The 24,951-nt window shown below is 41.3% G+C and carries 17 protein-coding genes; 4 read left to right on the forward strand and 13 right to left on the reverse strand.

Annotation, left to right across the window (positions count from 1 at the left end):
- Positions 1-115: 115 nt before the first annotated feature.
- From BUB08_RS18270 to BUB08_RS18320, 11 genes are all read right to left on the reverse strand, one after another.
- Complete coding sequence (locus tag BUB08_RS18270; protein WP_073003412.1) at positions 116-2,476, reverse strand: ABC transporter permease; 2,361 nt, start codon at positions 2,474-2,476, stop codon at positions 116-118.
- Positions 2,477-2,743: 267 nt separating this feature from the next.
- Positions 2,744-5,077, reverse strand: coding sequence for an ABC transporter permease (locus BUB08_RS18275; RefSeq protein ID WP_073003367.1), 2,334 nt, complete (start codon positions 5,075-5,077; stop codon positions 2,744-2,746).
- Between the two features lie 86 nt (positions 5,078-5,163).
- Complete coding sequence (locus BUB08_RS18280) at positions 5,164-5,487, reverse strand: four helix bundle protein (protein WP_217651657.1); 324 nt, start codon at positions 5,485-5,487, stop codon at positions 5,164-5,166.
- A 25-nt stretch (positions 5,488-5,512) separates the two neighbouring features.
- Positions 5,513-7,930, reverse strand: coding sequence for an ABC transporter permease (locus BUB08_RS18285; protein ID WP_073003368.1), 2,418 nt, complete (start codon positions 7,928-7,930; stop codon positions 5,513-5,515).
- An 85-nt stretch (positions 7,931-8,015) separates the two neighbouring features.
- The gene (locus tag BUB08_RS18290) at positions 8,016-8,669 is read right to left on the reverse strand and encodes an ABC transporter permease (protein WP_073003369.1); all 654 of its coding nucleotides are present in this window, start codon (positions 8,667-8,669) and stop codon (positions 8,016-8,018) included.
- 72 nt (positions 8,670-8,741) lie between these two features.
- Entirely contained in the window at positions 8,742-10,328 is a 1,587-nt protein-coding gene (locus BUB08_RS18295) for an ABC transporter permease (RefSeq protein WP_073003370.1), read from the reverse strand.
- 74 nt (positions 10,329-10,402) lie between these two features.
- Positions 10,403-12,793 (reverse strand): ABC transporter permease, encoded by a 2,391-nt coding sequence (locus BUB08_RS18300; RefSeq protein ID WP_139249793.1) that lies wholly within the window; start codon positions 12,791-12,793, stop codon positions 10,403-10,405.
- 97 nt (positions 12,794-12,890) lie between these two features.
- Positions 12,891-13,586: an ABC transporter ATP-binding protein gene (locus tag BUB08_RS18305; RefSeq protein WP_073003372.1), complete on the reverse strand. Its 696-nt coding sequence runs from the start codon at positions 13,584-13,586 to the stop codon at positions 12,891-12,893.
- 63 nt (positions 13,587-13,649) lie between these two features.
- A complete protein-coding gene (locus BUB08_RS18310) occupies positions 13,650-14,018 on the reverse strand; it encodes a four helix bundle protein (RefSeq protein ID WP_073003373.1) in 369 nt (122 codons plus the stop codon).
- A gap of 206 nt (positions 14,019-14,224) precedes the next feature.
- A complete protein-coding gene (locus BUB08_RS18315; RefSeq protein ID WP_073003413.1) occupies positions 14,225-15,475 on the reverse strand; it encodes an efflux RND transporter periplasmic adaptor subunit in 1,251 nt (416 codons plus the stop codon).
- Between the two features lie 32 nt (positions 15,476-15,507).
- On the reverse strand, positions 15,508-16,857 hold the full coding sequence (locus BUB08_RS18320; protein WP_083570862.1) for a TolC family protein: 1,350 nt from the start codon (positions 16,855-16,857) through the stop codon (positions 15,508-15,510).
- Between the two features lie 261 nt (positions 16,858-17,118).
- Between BUB08_RS18320 and BUB08_RS18330 the strand changes: the two genes are divergently transcribed.
- Both BUB08_RS18330 and BUB08_RS18335 read left to right on the forward strand, forming a co-directional pair.
- Positions 17,119-18,486, forward strand: coding sequence for a sigma-54-dependent transcriptional regulator (locus BUB08_RS18330; RefSeq protein WP_073003376.1), 1,368 nt, complete (start codon positions 17,119-17,121; stop codon positions 18,484-18,486).
- 1 nt (position 18,487) lies between these two features.
- Complete coding sequence (locus tag BUB08_RS18335; RefSeq protein WP_073003377.1) at positions 18,488-19,828, forward strand: sensor histidine kinase; 1,341 nt, start codon at positions 18,488-18,490, stop codon at positions 19,826-19,828.
- Here the strand turns inward: BUB08_RS18335 and BUB08_RS18340 are convergent.
- Positions 19,825-20,457, reverse strand: a complete 633-nt coding sequence (locus BUB08_RS18340; protein WP_073003378.1) for a DUF3267 domain-containing protein — start codon at positions 20,455-20,457, stop codon at positions 19,825-19,827. The two genes, BUB08_RS18335 and BUB08_RS18340, sit on opposite strands and share 4 nt — an antisense overlap.
- A gap of 3 nt (positions 20,458-20,460) precedes the next feature.
- Positions 20,461-21,852, reverse strand: coding sequence for an oligosaccharide flippase family protein (locus BUB08_RS18345; protein WP_073003379.1), 1,392 nt, complete (start codon positions 21,850-21,852; stop codon positions 20,461-20,463).
- Positions 21,853-22,001: 149 nt separating this feature from the next.
- On the opposite strand from BUB08_RS18345, the gene BUB08_RS18350 reads away from it, so the two are divergent.
- Positions 22,002-23,126 carry a glycosyltransferase family 4 protein gene (locus tag BUB08_RS18350; protein WP_073003414.1) on the forward strand — a complete coding sequence of 375 codons (1,125 nt, stop codon included), beginning with the start codon at positions 22,002-22,004 and terminating at the stop codon, positions 23,124-23,126.
- Between the two features lie 88 nt (positions 23,127-23,214).
- Positions 23,215-24,633 (forward strand): PQQ-dependent sugar dehydrogenase, encoded by a 1,419-nt coding sequence (locus BUB08_RS18355; RefSeq protein WP_073003380.1) that lies wholly within the window; start codon positions 23,215-23,217, stop codon positions 24,631-24,633.
- Positions 24,634-24,951: the final 318 nt, after the last annotated feature.

Genomic DNA, 24,951 nt, shown 5'->3' on the forward strand with positions numbered 1-24,951 from the left:
GCTGGAACAGCCAGTTGACGACCTACTCGATCAAAATCAAAATGTCAATGAACTTAGTTTATTTTAAGAGTAAAAAATTTATTGCATCAGTAATATCCAATTATTAATTATTAACTCATTCATACCTCAGCGCCTCCACCGGATTTCGTGTAGCTGCCCGCCAACTTTGCCAACTAACGGTGAGCAATGCAATTCCCAGTGCCAATACCCCGGCTAATGCGAAAATCCACCAGCTTAAAGTGGTTTTGTAGGCAAAACTTTGCATCCAGCTATGCATGCCGTACCAGGCAATTGGTGTGGCTATTAAAAACGCAATGGCTACCCATCTGATGAAGTCTTTGTTAAGCAAAGTCATAACTTCAGATATTTTTGCCCCGTTTACTTTGCGGATGCCGATTTCTTTTACCCGCCGTTGGATAATAAACATCGATAATCCTATTAATCCGAGAATGGCAATCGAAAGAGCAATAATCATAAAATAGTTTAAAAGCTGTTTAATGTTTTCTTCAGCGGTGTAAAGGCGGTTAAAACGGTCATCCATAAATTCATACGAAAAAATATTGTCTTGCAAATTGTATTGCTGCCATACATTTTCGATAAAAGCCAGCGTTTTGGTTTTGTCGAATGGTGTAATTCTGATGGATAAAGAATTGAAGTTTTCCGGGCGGCACATCATAATAACCGGAGCAAGTTGTATGTGTAACGATTCATAATGAAAATCTTTTGTCACCCCAATTATTCTTCCTACCTGCCCGCTATAGTTGATTTGGTTTCCGATTGCATCCTCAGGAGAATCCCAACCGATTTTTTTTGCCGCAGTTTCATTTATCAGATAACCGGCATTTGATTCGCTAAATTTTTCGAAATTTTTGCCTGCTGCAAGCTCAATTTTGTATGTGGAAAGAAAACTCTCATCAATGTTGATGTTGGCCAGCCTGAAATCGAGCGGTTTAGAACTTCCGTCGGAAATTACTGTTGCAGAACCGGAATCCCACAGCCCTTGCGAAGGTGTTCTTTTCGATGCAGAAGCGGAGATAATATTCGGGTTTTGAGCCAGTTGCTGTTTTAATACATCTAATTTTTCGTTGAGCTGCTGAGTAGATGGAATTACAACAATGTTTTCTTTGTCGAGTCCCAGGTTTTTTTCGTGCAGGTAGTTTGTTTGCTTGAATACAAATAGAAAAGAAATTACTAGAGCAATTGATACTGTAAACTGAAATGTTACCAGGCCGCCCCGAAATGCATTATTTCCCGCGGCGATTTTTTCTTTTCCGCCTGAAATTACCGGCTTAAACGACGAAACAATCAGAACCGGATAAAGAACTGACAGAACACCGGTAACAACAGAAAGAATAACAACACCTGCAATTAAATCTGTGTTTTCAATCATACTCAGATGAAACCCGTTTCCGATAATCTCATCAATGCTAGAAGCGAAAAGGGAAATAACACCCAGCGCAATTAAAACTGAGCTGAAACAAAAGAAAACAGACTCGGATATTAATTGCAGCGTGAGATGTTTTTTTGATGCCCCAACTACCTTTTTTACTTTAATCTCTTTCAATCGTTTTGTGTACATGGCAACATTTAAATTCATGTAATTAATGCTGCCAACAATCAGAATCAATAACGCCACCGAAGCAAGGATGTAAATAAATGAACGGCTGCTGTACCAGTTAAAATGAATATCGGTGAGGCTTTCCAGTCTAATTTTTGTCCATTCAGTTCCGTTTTCGAATTGTTTGTTTATAAAGCCATCCAGTTTGGAATTTATATTTTTGGGCATATGCGGAATTAGTGCAAATGTCTCATAATTATTGCTTCCCCAGTTTTTCAATTCTTCCTGCCCTACAATTGATTCATAAGTGCTGAACGATATATAGACTTCTGGTTTGAAATGACTGTTTTGCCCCCAGTTTTGAAATACGCCCTGAACAACAAAGCTGTATTTTTTCCCCGAGTCATCTTTTACATCCAACGATTTTCCAACAGCATTAGCAGTTTGAAAAAAACGTTGAGCTGCTTTTTCCGAGATGATTAAAGTAAGCGGTTGCTTTAGTAAGTTTTCATTATTGGGTAGGCCCTTAAAATCGAAAATATTGAGGATTTCTGGTTCTGCAAAGCAAGTATTGTTTTCCAGTATTTTTTTATCGCCAGCCCTAAAAACCAGTCCGGTATGACTAACTCTTGCAATATGCTGAATTTCCGGAATTTCGTTTTTTAGTAACGGCGCAATAGTCGGGGCTACATATTGTAAATGAAGGTTTTCTGCTCCGTCCGGGTCGTAAAAATACCGGTGAACCCTGTAAATATTCTTACTGTTTGTATGAAAGGAATCGTAACTCAGTTCATACTTAATCCAGGCAGATATGAGGAATACACTTAAAAAACCTAAAACGAGTCCAAAAATATTTATGGCTGAATAAAACGGATTTCGTTTTATATTTCTAATTATGGAATAAAAAAAACGTTTCATCTGTACAAATTTTTTTGATTTCTGAATGTTTAAAAAATTGGAAGACATTCAGGAACTTACATAAATTTTAATCACTCCTGTTTGTTAGTTCTGAATGAAGAAAATTCATGTTCGGTTCATAATAAAAACTTAATTTTTTAATTAGTAATGAGTAATGAACAATTATTAATTCCGGAGATGCAGCTTTCTTAATCAGTAAACGATTGATTACAACGTTGTTCATTTCTTAAATTATTCATTACACATTTCCAATTATTCATTATTAACTCATTCATACCGCAGCGCTTCCACCGGATTCCTTGTTGCTGCCCGCCAGCTTTGCCAACTCACCGTTAGCAGCGCAATTCCCAGTGCCAGCAAACCTGCCAGCGCAAATATCCACCAGCTGAGGGTGGTTTTGTAGGCAAAGTTTTCGAGCCATTTATGCATGGTGTACCACGAGATTGGCGTAGCGATAACAAAGGCAACGGTTGTCCATTTTACAAAGTCCTTGTTTAGCAAGGTTAGAATTTCAGATATTCTGGCGCCGTTTACTTTGCGGATTCCAATTTCTTTGGTGCGGTTCAGGCTAACCATAAAAATTTGTCCGAGGATTCCCATGCAGGTAAGCGCAATGGCGATAAGCGAAAAGAAGGTGATGGATTTTGCCAGCCTTTCCTCTTTTACGTACATTGCCTGAAACTGGTCGTTGTAAAAAGTAAATTCCATGGGGTCGTCGGGCAAAATTCTTTGCCAGGTTTTCCGAAGCTCGTCCACTTGTTGCCCCACATTCCCTGGAGTTAAACGCAACGAAAGTGAATTGAATTCGTGGTCGGGGTCATAAAGCAGTGCCACGGGGGTCAGGTTTGAATGTAATGACTCCACATTAAAATTATTCACCTTGCCAATTACTTTGTAGCCGCCCTCCCGTCCGTTTTTATATTTTTTGTCGTCAATGTTTTCCCAGCCATAACGTTTCACCGCAGCCTCGTTCATCATACAGGCCTGATTTTTATCCCCGTCCATGAATGTCCGTCCTTCGAGCAACTGAATTCCCATGGTTTCCAAAAAATTATCGGAAATATAAATGCAGTTTACCAGAAACTCATCGCCATCCACACCACTTCCCATCGACAAATTAATGTGTCCGGGGTAGCCTCTGCTAAACGTGCTTTCTGACACAAACGGCAGCTTTGTAATTTCGTTTTGCAGGGCTTTTCTGTTTTCAAACAAAGTGGGTAGTTCTACTCGTAAAAGATGCTCTTCGTTAAATCCTAAGTCGTAGTGTTTTACATACTGAAGTTGTTTGAAGATGAGGATGACTACGGCAATGAGAGCGATTGAAACGGTAAGCTGGAAAGTAAGCATAACCTGCTTCCCAATTTGCCTTCCGGTTTTTTTTCTGCCTCCCGAAAGAAAATCGGTAATGTTAAACCGGGAAAGAACGTAGATGGGAGCCAGGCTATTCAGTAATACTATGCCGGTAATTGTTGCTGCAAAAACCGGCAGCAACTGGCGAAAATTGACATCGGAAAAATGAATTTCTCTTCCGAACAGGATACTGGTCGACGGAAGCAGAAACGAAACCAGTATGAGCGAAATGGAAAGTGCAATAAAAATGCCCAGCGATACTTCAATAAGCGAATCGACAAGCAAGTGCATTTTTCCCGCGCCGTTGGTTTTGTTGATCCCGATTTCCTTCATTTTTGCATATTGCATCGAAACGGTGTAGTTGAGGTAATTGATGCTGGACAAAAGAATAATCAGAATGGCAATGGCCAGAAAAATAAGCAGCACTTTAGAATTGCCCTTGGTGTGCTCGTCTGTCCACCCCAGGTTTAACGATGAAAGATAAATGTCGGATATGTTTTGTAATGCCAGACTGTCGGTGCTAGTGTTGAATTGCCCGATTGTGGCATTAAGCTTTTCAGAAAGCCGGGCCGGGTCAACGTCTGGGTTTAGCAGAAGAAAATGATCGACCGGATAAATGCAAACCCCATGGTCGCACTCCTGCGCCATCTGAAAGTCTTCGTTTTCGCTGTTTAAAAGTAATTCTGCCTTAAAACTCGAATTTTTGGGAAGGTCTTTTATAATCGCAGTAACAGTGGCGGTAAAATATCCTTCCTGCACAGTGCGCCCCAAAGGGTTTTTGTCGCCAAAAAGGTTTTTCGCTACCGACTCGGTGATTACTGCCGAATTATTTTGGATAAATGGTTTACTTCCCAGACTTGAAACTATTTCAGTAGAAAAAATATCAAAAAAATTGTTGTTTGTAGAAATCACATAAGTTACCCGCGTGTAGTCTTTTGTCTCGGGATCTTTAAGCGTAATGGGAAAATACGAATACCCAAGCGGACAGGTTTCGTCAATGCCAGGGTAGTTTTCGGCGAGTATAGCATTTAGTTTATAGTCGAGCCCCGACTTATTTTGTTTGGCATCGTACAACCGAAAAATATTTTCGTGCTGAGGAAAATGTGTATTTACATTGTTCTCGGCATTGTAAAACAGAGCAATAAGAATACAGGCCGTAAATCCAATAGCAAATCCGCCAATAATTAAAGCTGAATACAGTTTGTTCTTCAGTAAATTACGAAGGGCAAGTTTTATTTTAAATCGGATCATTTTTCAAATTTATTTTGGTGTGATTTATACTATTTCAATTAATAATGAATAATTGATAATTTTTGAGGTGTTACTTTCCTGCTGTTTTAATAATCGAAAACAAAATTTTCAATAATTCTTTGAGGTCTGTTGTAATCGATACAACTGCATCCTGTGTTGTGCAATAGCCTCAGCCAATATTCAGTCTCCCGCGCTTTTTTATACGCAATGCTCATTTTAGCTCTAAAGTCAGCTTTCGAAATACCGCCGACTGCTTCTTCTGCATTTTCTCCTGTTGAAGTTCCGCTCCGCAAAACCTGTTTGCTGAAAACGTATTCTTTTTTTTCGGAAGACAAATGCTGGTACATTTTTACAATTCTGATAGCAAATCGATAAGATTTGTCAAGCACTATATTTTCATGATCACTCATTATCTTTCAATTATTCGTTATTAACTCATTCATACCTCAAAGCTTCCACAGGATTTCGCGTAGCTGCTCTCCAGCTTTGCCAGCTCACCGTTAGCAGTGCAATTCCCAGCGCCAGCAGCCCTGCCAACGCAAAAATCCACCAGCTTAAAGTAGTTTTATAGGCAAAATTTTCGAGCCATTTATTCATAGCATAGTAAGCAACCGGCGTAGCAATTACAAAAGCAATGGCTACCCATTTTATAAAGTCTTTGTTCAGCATGGTCAATACTTCCGATACCTTGGCGCCGTTTACTTTGCGGATGCCAATTTCTTTTACCCGTGCCGATATAAGCAACCACGAAATAGAAAACAGATTGATTACACTAATTAAAACGGCAACCAGAATAAACATCTTGAATATTTTTATCAATTGGTTTTCTGCATTAAACTGGGAATTGTAATAGTCGGTCAGTACCACATATTCAAATGGATAGTTAGGAAATGTAGCATGAAATTTTTCGCGTATAAACGGAAGAATTGATGCATAATTGGCAGTTGCTGTTTTTATGGAATAATTTCCCCAAATCATATTTTGTGTCCAGTCAATTAAAATGATGGGGTCGTGTTTTTCTTTGGCATTACTGAAATCAGTATTTTCTGTCACCCCTACTATTTGGGTGTCAAAATTCTGCAATCCGCTTTCATCACGCATTTTCAACACCTTCCCAATAATCTCGTCGGGATTGTTAAAGCCCAAAACCGCCAAACACGCCCGGTTAATTATACATTGGTTATTCCCTTCACTATTTGTAAAAAAGTTATTTCCGGCAATTAAGTCGATTTTGTAATTCGTTATGTAACTGCTGTCAGCCACAACTAATGCGGCTTTGCCTCCTTTTTGCGATTGCTTTTCGTTAAAATTGAAATTGTAAGCAGGCAAATCTCCCGGAATTGCATTTGAACTTGAGATTCCGAGAATAGAGCTGTGACTGGTTAAATCGTGTTCAAAGGCCTGCAGGTTGTTAATGCGTTGCGAGGTTTTCCGAAGATTTGAAGGAACTTTTACCACAACAGTATTGGTTAATTCCAAGCCTTTGTCTTTATCAATCAGAAAATTCACCTGTTTATTCATTCCTGAAATTCCTGAAACAATGGCGATAATAATTACAAACTGTGCAATTACAATCACCTGCCGGAAGGAGATTCCATTCGCAACAGGTTTATATTTCAACGTTAACAACTCAAGGCTATTAAAACGGCTAATCAACAGAGCTGGCAGAACTCCGTTTACGAAAATGCTTACTGCAAGAATGCCGGAAAGAACTTCAAGGAACAGGGGTTGTGCAAAAACCGGCTCAAGCAAAATTCCAAATTCGTTTCGCATAACCGGGAACAACATTCGAACAACAGCAAGCGAAACAATCAATGCAACCAGATGAATTATAAGAGATTCAGCCAGTGAAGCCGAAATAATTTCTGATGATGTAGCGCCATTTATTTTTTTTATTCCTGTTTGTTTGGCCGAATTTATTAATCGTGAAAACGAAAACTGGATGTAGTTAAAACCGGAAGCCGCAAGAATTAAAAGCCCAACCATAAAAATGAGGTAAACATACCCGGCCCGGGAATTGGGTTCAAGCTCGTTTTTTAACGCGGAGTGCAGATGAATGCTGTTCAGCGGCTGCAAATGATATTTGTGTTGAATATTGTTTTTTTCGAATGTGCTTTTTTTATTTTCTGCAACAAGGTTGTTAATTCCGGCTTCCAAGTGGTTGAGGTCTGTATTCTCCTTCAATTTGAGGTAAGTGTAGAAGCCGGTTTCGCCCCACTGTGCTTTTGCCGGTGGTGGCAGGTGCATATCGTCGTGAAACGAAAGCAAAACATCAGCAGAAAAATGCGCTTGCTTTGGAATATCTCGAAAAACGCCTTCGATGGTATATTCATGCACCGGGTATTTAAACAAAACCTGCCCGACCGGGTCGATTGCGCCAAAATATTTTTTGGCAGTACTTTCCGAGATAATCGCGGTGTAAGGCCGGGTTAAAACCTGTGTTTTATTTCCCCGAACAAGTGGAATGGAAAAGACATCCAGAAATCCATACGATGCATGGTAAATATGCTTATTGGTGAAAATTTCCTCACCAATTTTATACTGTGGATTATTTGTTTTGGTAATAAAACCTGCTGCTAAAACATTTGGGTATTTTTCGTTAATTGAGGTTGAAATACCCCGTTCGCATTCCGGGATAGAAAGGCTTAATTTATTTTCGCTGTAGATGTCGGTTGTAATCCGGTAAATATTTTTGTTATCGGGAAAAACGCGGTCGAACCCCTTTTCGTAAAAAACATAGCCCGAAACCAGTATAAAAGTGATTAAACCGATGCAAACTGATAAGAGCAGAAAAAGAGAATACTTTTTTTCCCGAATCAAGTTTCTAACTGCGATTTTGATGTAGTAGTTCATCTGTTTAATTTTTTCAGTAAAGATTTCACTCAAAGCGGAGTCATCTATTGCGATGTGAGTTTTTCAATTATTCATTACATATTATTCATTCATAACGTAGCGCTTCCACCGGGTTTCTTGTTGCTGCCCGCCAGCTTTGCCAACTCACCGTCAGCAACGCAATTCCCAAAGCCAGTACTCCGGCCAGGGCAAATATCCACCAACTTAAACTGGTTTTGTAAGCAAAATTCTCAAGCCACTTATTCATAGCGTAATATGCAATTAGCGTAGCTATAACAAACGCGATTACTACCCATTTTACAAAGTCTTTGTTGAGCATGGCAAGTATTTCTGATACTTTGGCACCGTTTACTTTGCGGATGCCGATTTCTTTGGTTCGGGCTTCTGACAGGAAAGAGGCCAGTCCAAAAATCCCCAGGCAGGCAATAAGAATAGCTATACAAGAAAAAATAAGGATGATCTGGCTAAAGCGGGCCTCGCTTTTATACAACTGGTTGTAGAAATCATTATAAAAGAAATATTCAAACGGGCTTTCAGGGGAAAATTTGCTCCATTGCTGCCCGACAAACGATACTGTATTTGTTACATTTCGTGTATCCAGCTTTAAAGTCAGGTAGTTATTTACACCTTCTTTCATGTATAAAAACAAGGGTTCAACAGTTTCGTGCAGCGACTTGAAATTGAAATCATGCACAATCCCAACAATATGGCCTTGTTTCCCATTGTAACAAGAAAACATTTCACCAAGCGGATTTTTCCATCCCAGTGTTTTTACTGCTGTTTCATTTAGTAAATACTGAGTACCATTATTTTACGGGCAAGCTGTGTCGCCGGGTAAATATCCGTCTTTCAAATTCACTCCATACGTCGATATAAAATCTTTATCAACCTCCAGGTAAGTCATCGTTTGGGGGCTTTGTTCACTTTCACCTTCGTAATTTATAGAGGTAACCCACAGCATTTTCCCCGGGAGATCGGAAGTAGCACTTGCTGAAAGGATGTTTGGATTGGTTAATAAATCATGCTTAAACGATTGAATCTTTGACCGAATATTTTGATCGTTAACCGGAATAACAAATAATTGCTCTTTTGAAAAGCCCAGGTTCTTGCTCTTCAACAAATTCATTTGCTGGTTTACCAGTAGCGTTGCTACTATCAGAACAATAGATATCGAGAATTGGAACAATACCATTATTCCGTGTATTTCAATATTTCGTTTTTTGCATTTCCCTGATTTCTTTAAGGTAGCTACCGGCTTTAAACGTGCAGCCATCCAGCCCGAAGAGAGACCTGTTGTTAAAACAATCAATAAAAAAACCAGGAATAATCCCAGGTAAAACTGAACACTTAATTTATTGAACTTGAACATTACGCCCGATAAATGGCTAAACCAGGGAAGTAAAAACCAAATTATAACAATAGAAGCCAATACTGAGATTGTGGCAAAGAAAAAGGCATTTGATAAAAACAGTTTGATTAACTGTGCAGCTCCTGCTCCCATTACTTTTCGCACACCAAGCTCCGCATATCGTTTTTTATTCAGCGAAAGTGAAAGATTGATATAATTGATACAGGCAATGAGCAGGATCAGCACGGCAATAGCGCTAAAAATATACACTGTGCGAATATCGCCGTTAGGCTGATATTCTCCTCCCTTATTAGAGTTAAGATGTATGGATGAAAGTGATTGAACATGGAATGTATCGTCAAAATCTGCCCCATGATAATCAGCAACTATGTCACCAAAAGCCTTTTTAAGTCGGGGTAATTCTGTCCCTTTATGAATAAGTAAATATGTAAAAACAGTCGTATTCATCTGGTTAGTAAGGAAATATTCTCCGAAGAAAGCCTTTGCCGTAGCCATGGAAACAATCATTTCACACGGGAGGTGCGTGTTCCCCGGTATATCTTTCATAATACCACTCACGGTCAGATTGATACTGCGGTTATAGCTGATTGTTTTTCCAAGAGGATTTTCTTTTCCAAAGTATTTCTCTGCAATCTTTTTAGAAATTACTACTGAATTGGGGTTCTCTAGAACAGAACGGGAGTTTCCAATGAGAAGGGGAAAAGTAAAAACATCGAATATTGACGCATCGGCCAGAACCATATTATTTTCGAAAAAATGATTTTCTCCGTAACCGACCAATCCTTTCGGGATTTTTGCAACCCTTACCGTGTTTTCTATTTCAGGAACTTTATCTTTAATAAAAGCCGCCAGCGGTGCCGCCGTTTGAACCCAGTCTTGCGATTTCCCTTCCCTGACAAAAGAATTGTAAACACGATAGATCTGATCAATATTTTTGTTGAACCGGTCATAACTTAGTTCATTTTGCACGTAAATCAGTATCAGGCATACAGATACAATCGCCAAACTAAGCCCAAACAAATTTACCATCGAGAACAATCTTTGTTTTCGGAAGTTCCGTAATGCAAAAAGAAAATCATACTTTATCATAGTTCTTAGTTTAATTATTCATACCTCAACGCCTCCACCGGGTTTCTTGTCGCTGCCCGCCAGCTTTGCCAACTCACCGTCAGCAGAGCAATTCCCAGCGCCAGCATTCCGGACAATGCAAAAACCCACCAGCTTAAAGTGGTTTTGTAAGCGAAATTTTCGAGCCACTTATTCATGGCGTAGTACGCAATTGGCGTAGCTATAACAAACGCGATTACTACCCATTTTATAAAGTCTTTGTTGAGCATGGCAAGTATTTCTGATACTTTGGCACCGTTTACTTTGCGGATGCCGATTTCTTTGGTTTGTTGTTGAGAAACCAGGAGCGATATTCCCAACAACCCCATTGAACTAATAAAAATGGAGATGAACGTAAAAATGCTGAGTAAACGTGCCTGTAACAATTCTGTTTTATACACTTTTTTATACAGAACATCTACATCTTCATAAATGAAAGGATAAGCAGGGAACAGTTCCTGCCATAGCGATGAAATATCGCTTAATGCAGTCTGGCGCATTCCGGGTTTGAATGAAACAACAAAATTGAGCAGCCATAGCTTATCCCGTTTGAAAAGCACCAGCGGCTCCACTCTTTTTTTTAAGCTCGACAAGTGGAAATCTTTCACTACACCAACTATTTTTCCTTGGGGAACTGTAACTTCGGGATTCGGGGAAATTAGCCGGAATTCCTTTCCAATTATTTCCTGCGGATTGTTGTAGTTTAAAAACTGCATTGCCGTTTCGTTGATGAGAAATTCACCCGAGCCTTCTGTGTCGCTGTTGTTTTGCGAGAAGTTATTTCCACTCAAAAAATCGAGGTTAAAAAGTTCTGCAAACGAGTAATCGCACGGGAAAACGCCAATCATGTTTGGTCGCTCCTTTTCTGCTTTGGAATACCCTTCCATCTCGAAAGGAAACATATCGTTGGCTTCACCTCCGGGAGGCTCCAGCATTGCCGAAACCGATTCGATGGAACTGTGTTTCAGAAGTTCGGATTTAAAAATTTCGAATTTTTGCTGAACGTTGGCATGAACCGATTCAAAGCAAATAATATTTTTATGCCCCGCGCCCAATGAGTTTTCAAGAACAAAACGGTTCTGTCGGGAAATAATAATCACGGCAACAATCAGCCCAATGGCAAAAATGTACTGCGAAATAATAATTCCCTGGCTCACTTTAATTTTGTTGCTTTTTATAAGAGATTGCTTTCCTTGTTGAATTTGCCCGACACGTTGCTTCAGAACAGGTTGAAGTCCGGACAGTATTCCCAGTAAACCAAAAAAGGAAACGACCAGCGCAATAAACGAGCTGTTTCCGCGAAAAAGATGAATACCAAAATGATGGGCAATAAGCGAATTTACAAGGACTCCTATTGCCAATGCAACGAGCGTGGACACCAAAACAATGAAAAGGCTTTCGGCAAAAAAATACTTCAGGTTCATGTTTCGGGTTGAGCCAAGAATACGGTTAATGGTTACAAACTTGTTGTTGAAACCTGCCATTCCAAGATTCAGACTGGCGTAATTACTCATGGATATCAACAATAAAATAAATGCTGCAACAGACAGTACGTAGATGTTTGTCATGTTACTATTCGCTTCTATTTCGCGTAACTTGTCAGAATGCAAATGAATATCGGTGATTGGTTGCAAATACGCTTTCGTTTCAGATTCGCCGCCAAATTCTTCAGCCTTCAGAGCCGTAAATTGAGAATAGCCAGCAGTAATATTTTCAGGATTGGCGTGTTCCTTTAGCAGCAGATATGTATAAGCCCACCAGCTAATTTCGTCTTGTGCCGGGGTTGCAATCAGGTCAGGATGAAAATGGCTGTTCTGCGGAAAGTTTTCCATTACTCCTTTTACCGTGAAATCGGTCTGCCGGGCATAAAACTGGCCTGCCGGCAACGAAATAATTTTACCTACAGCACTTTCATCTCCGAATACTTTTTGTGCAAAGGCTTCAGAAACCACCATCGAGCCGGGCGCTTCCAGCACCGTGTGTTTGTTGCCCACCAGCAGTTCGGTATCAAAAACCCGGAAAAAAGAACTGTCGCACACAAATGCTTCGTTAATGGAATAGTATCGTTCGTTGTGCATCATAACTCCACCACGGAGGGGAGCCAGCCGCGCATAGTTTTCAATTTCGGGAAAATGAGCTGCCAAATCAGGAACTTGTTCCGAATTGTAAATCCGGGCAAAATGATTGTTCCCGAAAATACCCGGGTTTGTATACGTTAAACGGTAAATGCGATCGGCTTTGTTGTGAAAAGAGTCGTAGGTCAGCTCGTTTTTCAGAAACAGCGAGATAAACAGTACTCCGCTTAATCCGAGTGCAAGCCCCAACACTTTTATGAAATTGAGGAATGGCCTTTTTTTTATGTTTCTAAATATGTATTGAAATAGCATGTTGCTTCTGTTTTCTCTATTTGTATGCCCTTCAGAATTTATTGTTGCGCGATGCAATGAATAGTTTTCCCGATATAAAACGGTTTAATAAAGATCGTTAAAGTATGTCTGCCATTTTTTCGTTTACGTTTTCGGTGAGTATTTCGCCATCGAACAGGTTAATTACGCGGTGAGCAAAACCGGCATCGTGCATGGAGTGGGTTACCATAATAATGGTTGTCCCCTCGCGGTTCAATTCGGTTAAAAGATTCATGACTTCGAGGCCGTTTTTTGAATCAAGATTACCGGTTGGCTCATCCGCCAAAATTAGTTTTGGGTTGGCCACTACCGCACGGCCAATGGCCACACGCTGTTGCTGACCTCCGGAAAGCTGTTGCGGAAAGTGCTTTGCACGGTGTCCTATTTTCATGCGTTCCAAAACAGCAGTTACCATTTCTTTGCGTTCGCTGGCCTTCTTTTTCAGGTAGATCAAGGGCAGTTCCACGTTCTCGTAAACCGTAAGTTCGTCAATCAGGTTAAAACTTTGAAACACGAAACCGATGTTCCCTTTTCGCATCATGGTGCGCTGGCGTTCTTTGTACGAACCAACCTCGGTGCCATCGAAATAGTATTCGCCGCCACTGGGATTGTCGAGCAGGCCGATAATATTCAGCAAAGTTGATTTGCCACAACCCGATGGCCCCATTATGGCAACAAACTCGCCTCTTTTTACCTCCATGGAAACTTCATTCAGGGCGTAAGTTTCAACGTCTTCCGTGCGAAAAATTTTTGTGAGTTTATTTGTTTGTATCATATTTTAAGATTTTGTAAGCAAAGGGCAAAGGGCAATGAGCAAAGAGCCTTTTGTGCTTTGCATTTAGTTATTATTTTTTAAAACTGTTTTTCTGAAATTTGTGATTTTTCGACTTAATAAATCTAAATCGTCCAATATTTGATCTAATTCTTTTTTATCAATAAAATTCCTTTTAAAAGCAACAAAAGAAATATTTGCGGTTTCAAAAACTGATCTTCTGGCAATGTTAAGGAAATTAGCGAAATCTTTATCTGAAAATGATCCTGAGCCCTCGGCAATGTTGTTTGAAATACTCAAAGAAGCTCCCCGTAATTGCTCTGCTACACGAAAGCTCTTGGCATCACTAAATTTGTCGGCCAAATCAAATAAACGGTCGTTGATCTCAATTGACTTTTTCCAAATATCCAAATCCATAAATCTGAAATGTGCCATAATTTTAATTTTTGCCAGGGGGCTGGAGCAAAGGGCAAAAAGGAAAGCACTTTACTTCATAATTCCCCAATTGATTAATACTCGTTTTTAGCTTTTTTCGTATTCTCTATGTTTATTGTGTCGTTGCTTCTTTCCCTATGCTCTTAGCCCAATGCTCTTAGCCCTTCGCTCTCTGCTTTTCTCCCTTCGCTCTCTGCTCTTCCCTCTCAGCGAAGAATCAGCCGGTCATTATCTCCAAACAAATCGTACCCCGAAGTTATCACTTTCTCGCCGGGTTTTAGTCCTTCCATTACTTCGTAGTTTTTGGGGTTTTTTCGTCCTATTCTGATTCCGTGTTTTGTTGCAAACTCCCCTGTGGGGTCAACAACATAAATCCACTGGCCGCCCGTACTGTTGAAAAATCCGCCCAGTGGCACCAGAATAGCCTGTTGTGGTTGTCCCAGTTGCAGGTTAATGTAATAGGTTTGTCCGGTTCTGATGTTTTCCGGGCGTTCGCCGGTAAAAACCAGGTCGATTTTAAACTGTGAGTTCCGCACCTCCGGATACACTTTTTTTACGGCGAGATGAAACATCTGTCCCTGCCTTTCAATGGTTGCCGGCAGCTCGCGGCGCACCCGGTCGATGTAGTGCTCATCAATAAATGCTTCAATTTTGTAATCGGTAAGTACATTAATCTGCCCGATGCGGGTGCCTTTGCCAATGCTTTGTCCGATTTCGGCATCGAGCATTCCCAGTTGCCCGTCAACCGGGGCTTTTACATTTAGGTTGTCCAGCCGCTCGCGCACAAGATTGAGCGTTTCGGTCATTTTCTCCAGCTCTTTCTCCAGCTGGTTCATTTCAGTAACACGAATTATCGAGTCGTTTTGCATCTTCATTTTATTGATCTCCTGCAACTGAACCGCATATTCGTACTCTTCTTTTGCCTGAAGATACTGCTCTTTCGGAACCAGCTCATCCTGGTACAACGCTTTTTGTTGTTTGTAACTTCTTTCTTTTTTTATGATGTCGAAATCTGAATTCAGCAGTAGACGTTTCGATTCGATCAGCGCATTTTCGAAGTTGATTCGGGTTTGCCGCAGGTAGTTCTGTTTTTGTGCCAGGTTCGATTCACTGTTCATGATATCCATGTAAACAGTGCGGTTTTCCAGAACCAGAATCACATCGCCTTTCTTAACTATTGCACCTTCCTCGATGAGCCGTTCTTTCACGCGGCCACCCTCTTCGGCATCAAGATAAATGGTGGAAATGGGTTGCACATTTCCGTTGGTGCGTATAAAATCGTCGAAATAGCCCTGGCTGACCTCTTCGATGGTAATTTTTTCTTTATCCACTTTCAGGCTGGACACATTCGAATCCTTTGCAATTTTTAGCACTAAAAGTATAAATGCAATGCCGGCAAGAACATAGATAATGTGTTTTAGCCTGATGCCTTTTTTCTTTTCTATTTTTCTATCCATTCCCATGTTGTTCTGTTTTTTACAGGTAAATGCTACTGAGCGTTTGATGTTTCGACTTCGAAAACCGGCTTTCCTAAATAGAAATCCAGTGTTTTTTTTCTGATTGCATATTGAAGTTTTGTTTTTAGCAAGTCGGTTTTTGCCTGCCCCAGCACATTTTTCGAGTCGTATAATTCAATAATGCTGATGAGTCCCTGCGCAAGCTTTTTCTCTGCTGCCTCGTATGCTGTCTGGGCAAAACGAACCTGCTTAACCAGTTGATTGTATTCGGCCAGGCTCGATTCCAACTGTTGATAATTCTGGTCGATTTCGTTGTATAGTAATTGCGACTTTTTTTCCAGTTCTGTTTCTGCCTGCAAATAGTTTAATCGTGCTTTTTTTACTCCGGAGCGCAATCCCAGTTGTTCGAAAACAGGAATGGTTAGAGAAACTCCAACGTATTGGTAAGCATTGTTTTTAAACTGTTTTTGAAAAGAAGCGGTATTCTCTTGTCCTTTCAGCGACGCATAATTAGTTGCGTATGCCCCCGACAACGATAACCGCGGCCACAGTTGCCCCTTTGCCAGTGAAATGTTTTTTTCTGCAACGTTTCGTCTCATTTCTGTTGCTTTTAGTGCCGGGTAAAAATGGGTTGCTGTTTCAAAAATTTCAGAAGGAGTTGTTGCCTGTCCGGCCGTAATTTCTACTTCGGGCGTTTGAAGATCGATTTCGAATTCTCCGGTGTTTTCGATGTTCATCGCCTGCCTGAGCCTCAGTAGTTCTGTTTTGAAATGGTTTTGTGCCTGAATCAGAGACAACTCTTCTGCGGCCAGTCTCGATTCCATTTCCAGCAAATCCGATTTTGCTTTCAATCCCAGTTCGGCCTGTTTTTTCGTTTGTTTCAGGTTGAGTTCCGACAGCTCTTTTTGCTCTGCTGCAATTTCTGCAAGTCCGTTGTAGTAAAGCGTATTGTAATAAGCTCCCATTACCACAAACGCGATGTCGTATTGCAATTGCTTTTCATCTTCGATTCCTGCGAGAAGCGCCATTTTTCGAAGCGAAATTGTGTTTTGCCTGATGAACCCCCTGAAAATATCCATCCCTCCGGAAATGTTCAGGCTGGAGTAAAACTGGCTGGTATTTACATATTGGTAAGACGTGTAATCCAGCGAGCGGCCAAAAGAGTTGTTTCCTCCGGAGCTTAATGAAACACTGGGCAAGATGTTGCGTTTCGACTGGCTCAGATCCTCTTTTTTTATTTCATTTTCAATGGAAGTGATTTTCAGGTCGAGGTTGTTGGAAACCGCATACCGGATGCATTGCTCCAGCGTCCATTTGTCTTGGGCTTCGGACACCTCGGAAAGGAAAAGCAATCCTGTAATTAGTATTAGATATAATCTCATTGTCTAAAATTGTTTTTGCTGAAAATGAATGCCAAAAAAAGTGCCTTGATTTTTATGTTGTTTTAAATCAGTGTTTTGTAGTTTATTTCTGAAGGAAATGCGACAAGAAGTGTAAAAAAAATAGACAAAAAGTGTAAAGTTTTTAGACACTGTGTTTGAATTGATTTTTGGTAACTGTAATTTTGATAATGAAATTTTTCCTGCGGCAGAAATAAAGCCAAGGGAAAACAGAAACTTCAACACATTAAAAATTGTGAAGAGATGACAAAAGGAAAACTTTTGGCAGTTGACGATAATAAAAGCATTTTGAGCGCGCTGGAATTGCTGTTGCAAGACGATTTTGAAGAAATAAAAACCATCTCAAATCCCAATCAACTTCCTTCGCTGATTGAAAACGGAGAGTTTGATTTGGTGCTGCTTGACATGAATTTTTCCGCCGGCGTAAATACCGGGAATGAAGGGTTGTACTGGCTTTCAAGAATTCAGGAGCTGAGGCCCGACATGGAGGTGGTTTTGTTTACGGCTTATGGCGATGTGGAACTGGCCGTAAAAGCACTGAAAAAAGGGGCGGCAGACTTTGTGCTGAAACCCTGGGACAACGAGAAACTCCGGGCTACTTTAAATAATGTGTACAAGCTGCAACAATCCAAAAAGGAGATTAAGCAACTCAAACAGAAAACGCAGGCATTGCGCAGTGAGATGGATCGGAATCAACATTTTATTATTGCGCGCTCTCCACAAATGCTAGATATTTTGAACCTTGTGCGAAAAGTGGCGCAAACCGATGCGAATGTGCTGATTACCGGAGATAATGGAACCGGAAAGGAATTGATTGCCCGCGAGCTGCACCGGCATTCCAAACGTTCAAACGAAATTATGGTGAGCGTTGATATGGGCGCCATCAGCGAAACACTGTTTGAAAGCGAACTGTTTGGACATAAAAAAGGCGCTTTTACCGATGCCCGCGAAGACCGCACCGGCAAGATTGAAAATGCAAATAACGGAACACTTTTCCTGGATGAGATAGGAAATCTTCCCATTCAGTTGCAACCCAAACTTTTGGCTGTGTTGCAAAATCGTGTGGTAACGCCAATCGGAACCAATAAACCGGTGCCGGTGGATATCCGGCTGATTTGCGCCACCAACCGTAATCCTGCTACAATGGTTGCAGAAGGAACGTTTCGCGAGGATTTGTTGTACCGGATAAATACGATTCACATTGAGGTTCCGCCCCTGCGCGAAAGAAAAGAAGATATTGAGGCCATTGCCATTCATTTTTTGGAAGTTTACCGGAATAAATACCGGAAGCCGGTGAAGAAAATTTCGGCAGCAGGATTGGCAAAACTAACTCATTATAAATGGCCGGGGAACGTGCGCGAGTTGCAACACGCCATCGAAAAAGCAGTTATTCTTTCTGATGATAAGGCCGAGCTTACTCCGGATGATTTCTTTTTTCAACCTGTAATACACGATGGCGATGATGTTTTTGAAGGGACACTCGAAGAGATGGAACGAAAAATGATAGCCAAAGCGATAAAGAGCAACAATTCAAACCTTTCTGCCGTGGCCGGGCAACTGGGAGTTACTCGGCAGACATTGTACAACAAAATGAAAAAATATAACCTTTAAAATGGTCAGCCAAAATTTGAACCGGAATATAATAATGCGGGTTATTTTTCTGGCGGCAACTGCGCTGCTGCAGGCCTGGCTTGTGTTCGATGAAAAACAGTATGTGTTGGCGGTTTTTGTGGCTGTGGTTTTTGTTGCTGAAGTGGCAGAGCTGGTCAACTTTTTGAACCGCACGAACCGAAAGATTGCCTGGTTTTTTGAAGCAGTAAAAAACGACGACTCAACATTGAATTTTCCGGTTGATACGGGAAAAGGTGCGCTCAACGAGTTAAACGCCAGCATGAATAAGGTGAACGAGTTAATCAAGAACATCAAGTTTGAATTACGCGAACAGGAGCAGTACTTCCGTGCAATTCTGGAGCATGTGTCCATCGGAATAATCACCTACAACGAAAAAGGAACCATTTTTCTGGCCAACTCGGCAGCAAAAAAAATGTTAGGGTACGAATACCTGACTCACATAAATCAAATCCTTCGTGTCGACGAGAAGTTGTTTAAGGCTTTAAAAGAGTTGAAGCCCGGAGGCCGCACAATGGTGAGTTTTTCAGGCAAAAACGGGGTTATTCAATTGTCTTTAAAATCGACACTTTTTAAAACAGCGCAGGAAAATTTTCAACTGGTTGCCATCCAGGATATAAAAAATGAGTTGGAAATTAAGGAACTGGAGTCGTGGATAAAACTCATTCGGGTACTTACCCATGAAATTATGAACACGGTGGCGCCAATCACTTCGCTGTCGCAAACCATTCTTGGTTACTACAAAAATTTGCATGGCAATTTGCCCGACGAGAAAATCATCAGGAATACAATAAAAGGGTTGGAAGTGATAAACGAACGTGGTGCCGGGCTGATTAGTTTTGTGGAAACTTACCGGAAACTTACACGTATTCCGCAGCCCGAAAAAGAGGCGGTGAAAATTGCAGCGCTGTTCGATGGTATTATTACGCTCAATAACATGGACGAGGAAACCGGTAATGTTTCTCTTAGCAAAGAAGTCGCTCCGGGCGATTTAGAGATATTTGCCGATAAAAAACAGCTTACGCAGGTGCTGCTTAATCTGGTAAAAAACTCGAAAGACGCTCTGAAAAACGAACCGGGCGGCTGGGTTAAGCTGAGTGGAAAAGTGTCTGAAACAGGGCGTGTGCAAATTATGGTTGCCGATAACGGTCCGGGAATTTCCGAAGAGTTAATGGACAAAATATTTGTGCCGTTTTTTACGTCAAAGGAAACGGGGTCGGGAATTGGGTTGAGCCTTTCGCGGCAAATTATGTCGTTGCACGGCGGAAGCATAAAAATGGTTTCGAGCCCGGGAAAATTGACTGTGGCAACACTGGAATTTTAGATTTCCCGGTAGAAGTAACTTCGCTTTTCTTCCGATACATCAAACGTATAAATTTCTGAATCGGTAAATCGGTTTAAAAATGAGAGCATTCCAACATCGCCCGCGCAAAACAGGCTGTGAACGCACATGACAAAAATCCAGAAATAGACAGCGGGGCTGCTTATTGTGAGAATGATTCCGGCCAGCGCCATAATTTTTACCGCTACCAGCGGAGTTAATGCAATAAACGAAAATTGTTTTTTGTTGAGCACATGGCGGTCGGCTTCGGCATAAAAAATAAATTTTTTCAGGTCGCCACCGATTCGAACTTTTTTGGCTCCGGTAATTTTAAATGCCAGCAGATGCAGGAGTTCGTGAATAACTATCAATAATGAGAAGGAGAAAACCATGGCGCCAAGCAGCCAGAAAAGTGGCTCGAAGTTTCCCCTAAGTGCCAGTACCAGCGGGCGGGTGGCAAAAAAAAGCCCCACCAAAATCATAATTCCCTGGTAAACCATAAATCCCTTAATTAAACTGCTTTCGGTGTTAAGCTGTTCAACAACAAACTCTTTTATCCGGCGGTGTTCCAATTGTGCAACAAGCTCGTACTTTTCGCTGTTTTGCAACTCTTCGTTGGTAGGGTTGGCCATACACTATTTGTAAAGAATTATTTTAAGCATGTCTTTAATGCTGAACAAGCGAATGATAAAAGCAAATAAAACCGAACCAGCAATCATTGCAAAGTACCCGTAAACCCAGTTGCCCATGTTTTGTGTAAGAATGGCAAGAACGATAACAACTGCGGCAAATACCAGAAGCCTGACAATATAGGTGAGGCTGGGTTTCAGTTTGAAAATTGCAAGTGCAAGAATAAGCTGGGTTGCCCCGGTGAAAATCTGGGTCGATAAACTTGCATAAGCCGATCCGTAGGCCTGCAACTTTGGAATTAAAATCAGGTTCAGCGCCACATTCAGAATCATCCCCGCAAACGCCATAATGTTGAGCTGCTTCATACTGCCATTTGCCGTTAAAAGCGTCCCGAAAATGTATGTGGTGGCGATTCCCGTAAATCCAATCATCAGTATTCCCAAAATGTCAGACGAGTAATCCGTATTCGAATGGTAGAGCAACGACATAATTTCGCCATCGTAATAAACGCTGGAAACTGCAATAATAATTGCCGGAACAATGAGTAGCGTGTAGGAGAGTTTTACCATTTCGCCAACCGGTTCGCCCTGTTTTATCATCTTCGAAAAAATGGGCAGCAGTAATCCGGCAATCAATGCTCCAAACATGGAAACGGCATCCAGCAATCTAAAGGCTTGTGCATAAATTCCGGCCTGTTCGTGTCCTGTTGCTCCCGGCAAAAGCCTTTCGAGCATAACAGAATCAACGCGGTTGTACAACGCCATCAGCAAAATAAGCAGTGCGTACGGGTACGATTTCCGGAGGAAAACAATAAAAAACTTCAGGTTAAACCGAATTTTTATTTTTCCTGATTTTTGCAAAACAATGGCAAATGTGATGAGGGCGGTTAATCCGTAAGCAATGGTTTGTGCATAAACAAACCACTGTATGTTGAAGTCGTGTCCCAGTACGTTGGTGAAAAGCAGCACGCTGCAAATTCCTATCATCAGCGTGCGGTCGAGCACCGAGAGAAAACTTTCGGTGCGGAACAACTGCAGCGCAGTAATGTTTGAACGTAAATAGAGTGTGAATGAAATAAGAAACTGGTTGAAAATGAGAAAGAAAAGTAAGTGAAGCTGAATTTTGTTGTAGCCGATAATTGCCGCAATAATAAGGCTGAAAACAGCATAAATTATTGCAAGAACCAGTTTCAACCCAACAATGTTGGAAAGGTGTTTCTTCAGTAAAAAATTGTAGCGCGAAATATTCCGGTTGTTGTAGCTGGTTATTCCCAAATCCAACAGAATATTCAAAATCATTGAAAAACTGAACAGGGCAAAATAAAGGCCATAACTTTCGTCGCCGACCATGTTCTGAACCGTACGGTCAATTCCGAAAATCCAGAATGGTTTTACCATCAGATTAAGGAAAATCAATAATATAAGGTTGGTAACAAATTTATGTTTCAAAGCCTGTTCTAATAATGTTTATTGTATATTTTGAGAGGATAAAAGTAAAAAATATTTATAAGGCTTTGTACATTTACCCAAAATTGAATAAACACAGCATGGTCATCGTTGTTAATACCCGTTTACTTTTGAAAGGAAGGCTTGAAGGAATCGGATGGTTCACCTTTCAGAGCCTGAAGCGAATTACTGCCAACCATCCTGAGCATCAGTTTATTTTTGTTTTTGACCGGCCGTATTCCGATGAGTTTATTTTTTCGAAAAATGTAACGCCGGTAGTAATTGGCCCACCGGCGCGGCATCCGGTGCTTTTTTACCTTTGGTTTGAATTTCAGATTCCCCGCGTACTGAAAAAATACAAAGCCGATCTTTTTTTGTCGCCCGACGGATACCTCTCTTTAAACACCTCCGTTCCTCAACTGGCTGTAATCCACGATATAAATTTTGCGCACCGCCCGCAGGATTTGCCCCGGGTGCAGGCATTTTATTACAATTATTTTTTCCCGAAGTTTGCCCGGAAGGCCGCACGAATTGCAACGGTGTCAGCATATTCGAAAAAAGACATTGCCACCACATACAAAATTGACAACTCTAAAATTGATGTGGTGTACGATGGCTGTAACGACAATTTTACTCCGGTTGCAGAGAAGGTGCAAAAAGAAATGAGGGGAAAATATACTCAGGGTTTTCCGTTCTTTTTGTTTGTGGGAGCGTTGCACCCGCGCAAAAATGTAGAAGGCCTGCTGAAAGCTTTTGACCGGTTTAAACAGGAATTGGGAGGTACAGAAAAGCTGCTGATTGTTGGCGGGCAGATGCACAAAACCGGAACAATTACTTCCACCTGGAAAAATATGCAGTTTAAAGATGAGGTGATTTTTACCGGAAGGGTTTCTTCAGAGGAGCTTTCCCGGATATTCGGTTCTGCGCTTTCCCTTGTGTTTGTTCCATTTTTCGAAGGGTTTGGAATTCCGATTCTGGAAGCGATGAATGCCGGTGTGCCGGTAATATGTTCCAACACCACATCGATGCCCGAAGTGGGGGGAGATGCCGTTTTGTACGCAGACCCCGAAAATACGGAGCAAATTGCAGAAGCCATGCACAAAATGGCAAGCGATTCCGCTATGCGAAATGAGCTGATTCAAAAAGGGTATCAACAAAAAATGAACTTTAGCTGGGATAAAACTGCCGGTCTTTTGTGGGAAAGCATCCTTCAAACGTTAAAATAGTTGCGGTTTTTATTAAAACCCCATGCTGCGTTAAACTTTTTGAGCCTTTGGTTTTTATATATAAAATCAGTATAAAAATCATTTGTCTATGAACTCTTCAGGTAAAAGTATAAAAATCAGTTTCTATCCACTGATTGTTTTTTTTGCTTTCAACTTTAATCTTTGCGCACAGCCCGATGCTCCGGCGTTGTATCAACAGTATTGTGCACAATGCCACGGCGCTGAGTTGAATGGCGGAATGGCATCAAGTCTTGTGGATGGAGTGTGGCAGTTTGGTGCCGAGGATGGTTACATCCGGAGGAACATAAAACACGGAATCCCGCATTTGGGAATGCCTTCATACGAGCGAACCATGTCAGATGACGACATTCGGGCGGTTGTTCAGTACATTCGGGAAACTGAACGGAATAAGGGAGTGGTAAAACCTTCAACGCCGCAAATGGTTGAAACCATGGATTATTTTCTGGAAGTGGAAACTTTTGCAGATAATCTGGAGATTCCCTGGGCAATTGATTTTCTGGATGGAAATACTGCTTTGATTACCGAAAGGCCGGGCAGGCTGAGAATGGTGAAAAACGGAGTGCTTCAGAGCGAACCGGTAAAAAATACGCCAAAGGTATTGCACGAAGGGCAGGGAGGATTAATGGACGTTGCCGTGGATCCCGACTTTGAACAAAACGGATGGATTTACCTGGCATACAGTCATGCGCTTGAAAATAGTAAAGAGAGCAGGCCGCCTGCAATGACACGCGTTGTGCGCGGAAAAATAGAGAATAATACCTGGGTAAAAGAGCAGGTGTTATTTGAGGCTCCTGCTGAAACATACCAGGCAACGCGGCATCATTATGGTTGCCGAATTGTTTTCGACCCATGGGGGCACCTGTTTTTTGCTGTTGGCGACCGTGGCGCTGGTTATCAGGCGCAGGATTTTACGCTGCCCAACGGAAAGGTTCACCGCATTTTTAAAGATGGCGCTGTGCCCGGCGACAACCCGTTTTTGTACGATGAAACTGCCATGAAATCGCTTTTTAGTCTGGGAAATAGGAACATCCAGGGAATGGCCATTCATCCGGAAACCGGAGAATTATGGACCACCGAACATGGCCCGATGGGAGGCGACGAATTGAACCGGATTGAATCAGGTAAAAATTATGGCTGGGAAACAATTACCTATGGCAGAAATTACAACGGAACGATTATTACTGAACTTACGCATTTGCCCGGAATGGAACAGCCGGTTTTGTACTGGAAACCTTCCATTGCCGTTTGCGGCCTCGATTTTTATACCGGTGATTTATTTGGGAAGTGGAAAAACCGGTTGCTTGTTGGCGCTCTAAAATATGAAGAAGTGCGTTTGCTGCAGGTTGAAGAAGATCGTGTAGTGCACGAGCAGGTTATTTTTAAAGGTGCCGGCAGAGTTCGGGATGTTTCCACAGGACCGGACGGCGCTATTTATGTGGTGCTCAATAATCCGGGAAAAGTAGTTCGGCTGACGCCACGCGAGTAGGAAAGTTTTTTTGTGGAATTACAAAAGAAAAGTATAGAAGTTTGTTGCGAAGAGGACGGTGTTTAGTTATTTTTAATCTAACGTGAGTTCGACCTAAGCAAATGTATATATTTGCTTTTCATCAATAATTTTACCCAAATTAAGTTTTGGCTTTTTATCCAGAAACGAATAGACAATTAACTCTGACAATAAGTTTGTTAGAAAGGCAAAGCTGCGGGGAATTATTGAGATTAAACTTTTTATTTAGTTTACTTCATTAGGTTATAGTGAAATACGATTTTTCTTCTTATTAACCTTTCCCTAAAGGGTGAAAGAAGA

Origin of the sequence: Mariniphaga anaerophila (genome assembly GCF_900129025.1) — a bacterium.
Taxonomy (GTDB): Bacteria; Bacteroidota; Bacteroidia; order Bacteroidales; family Prolixibacteraceae; genus Mariniphaga; species Mariniphaga anaerophila.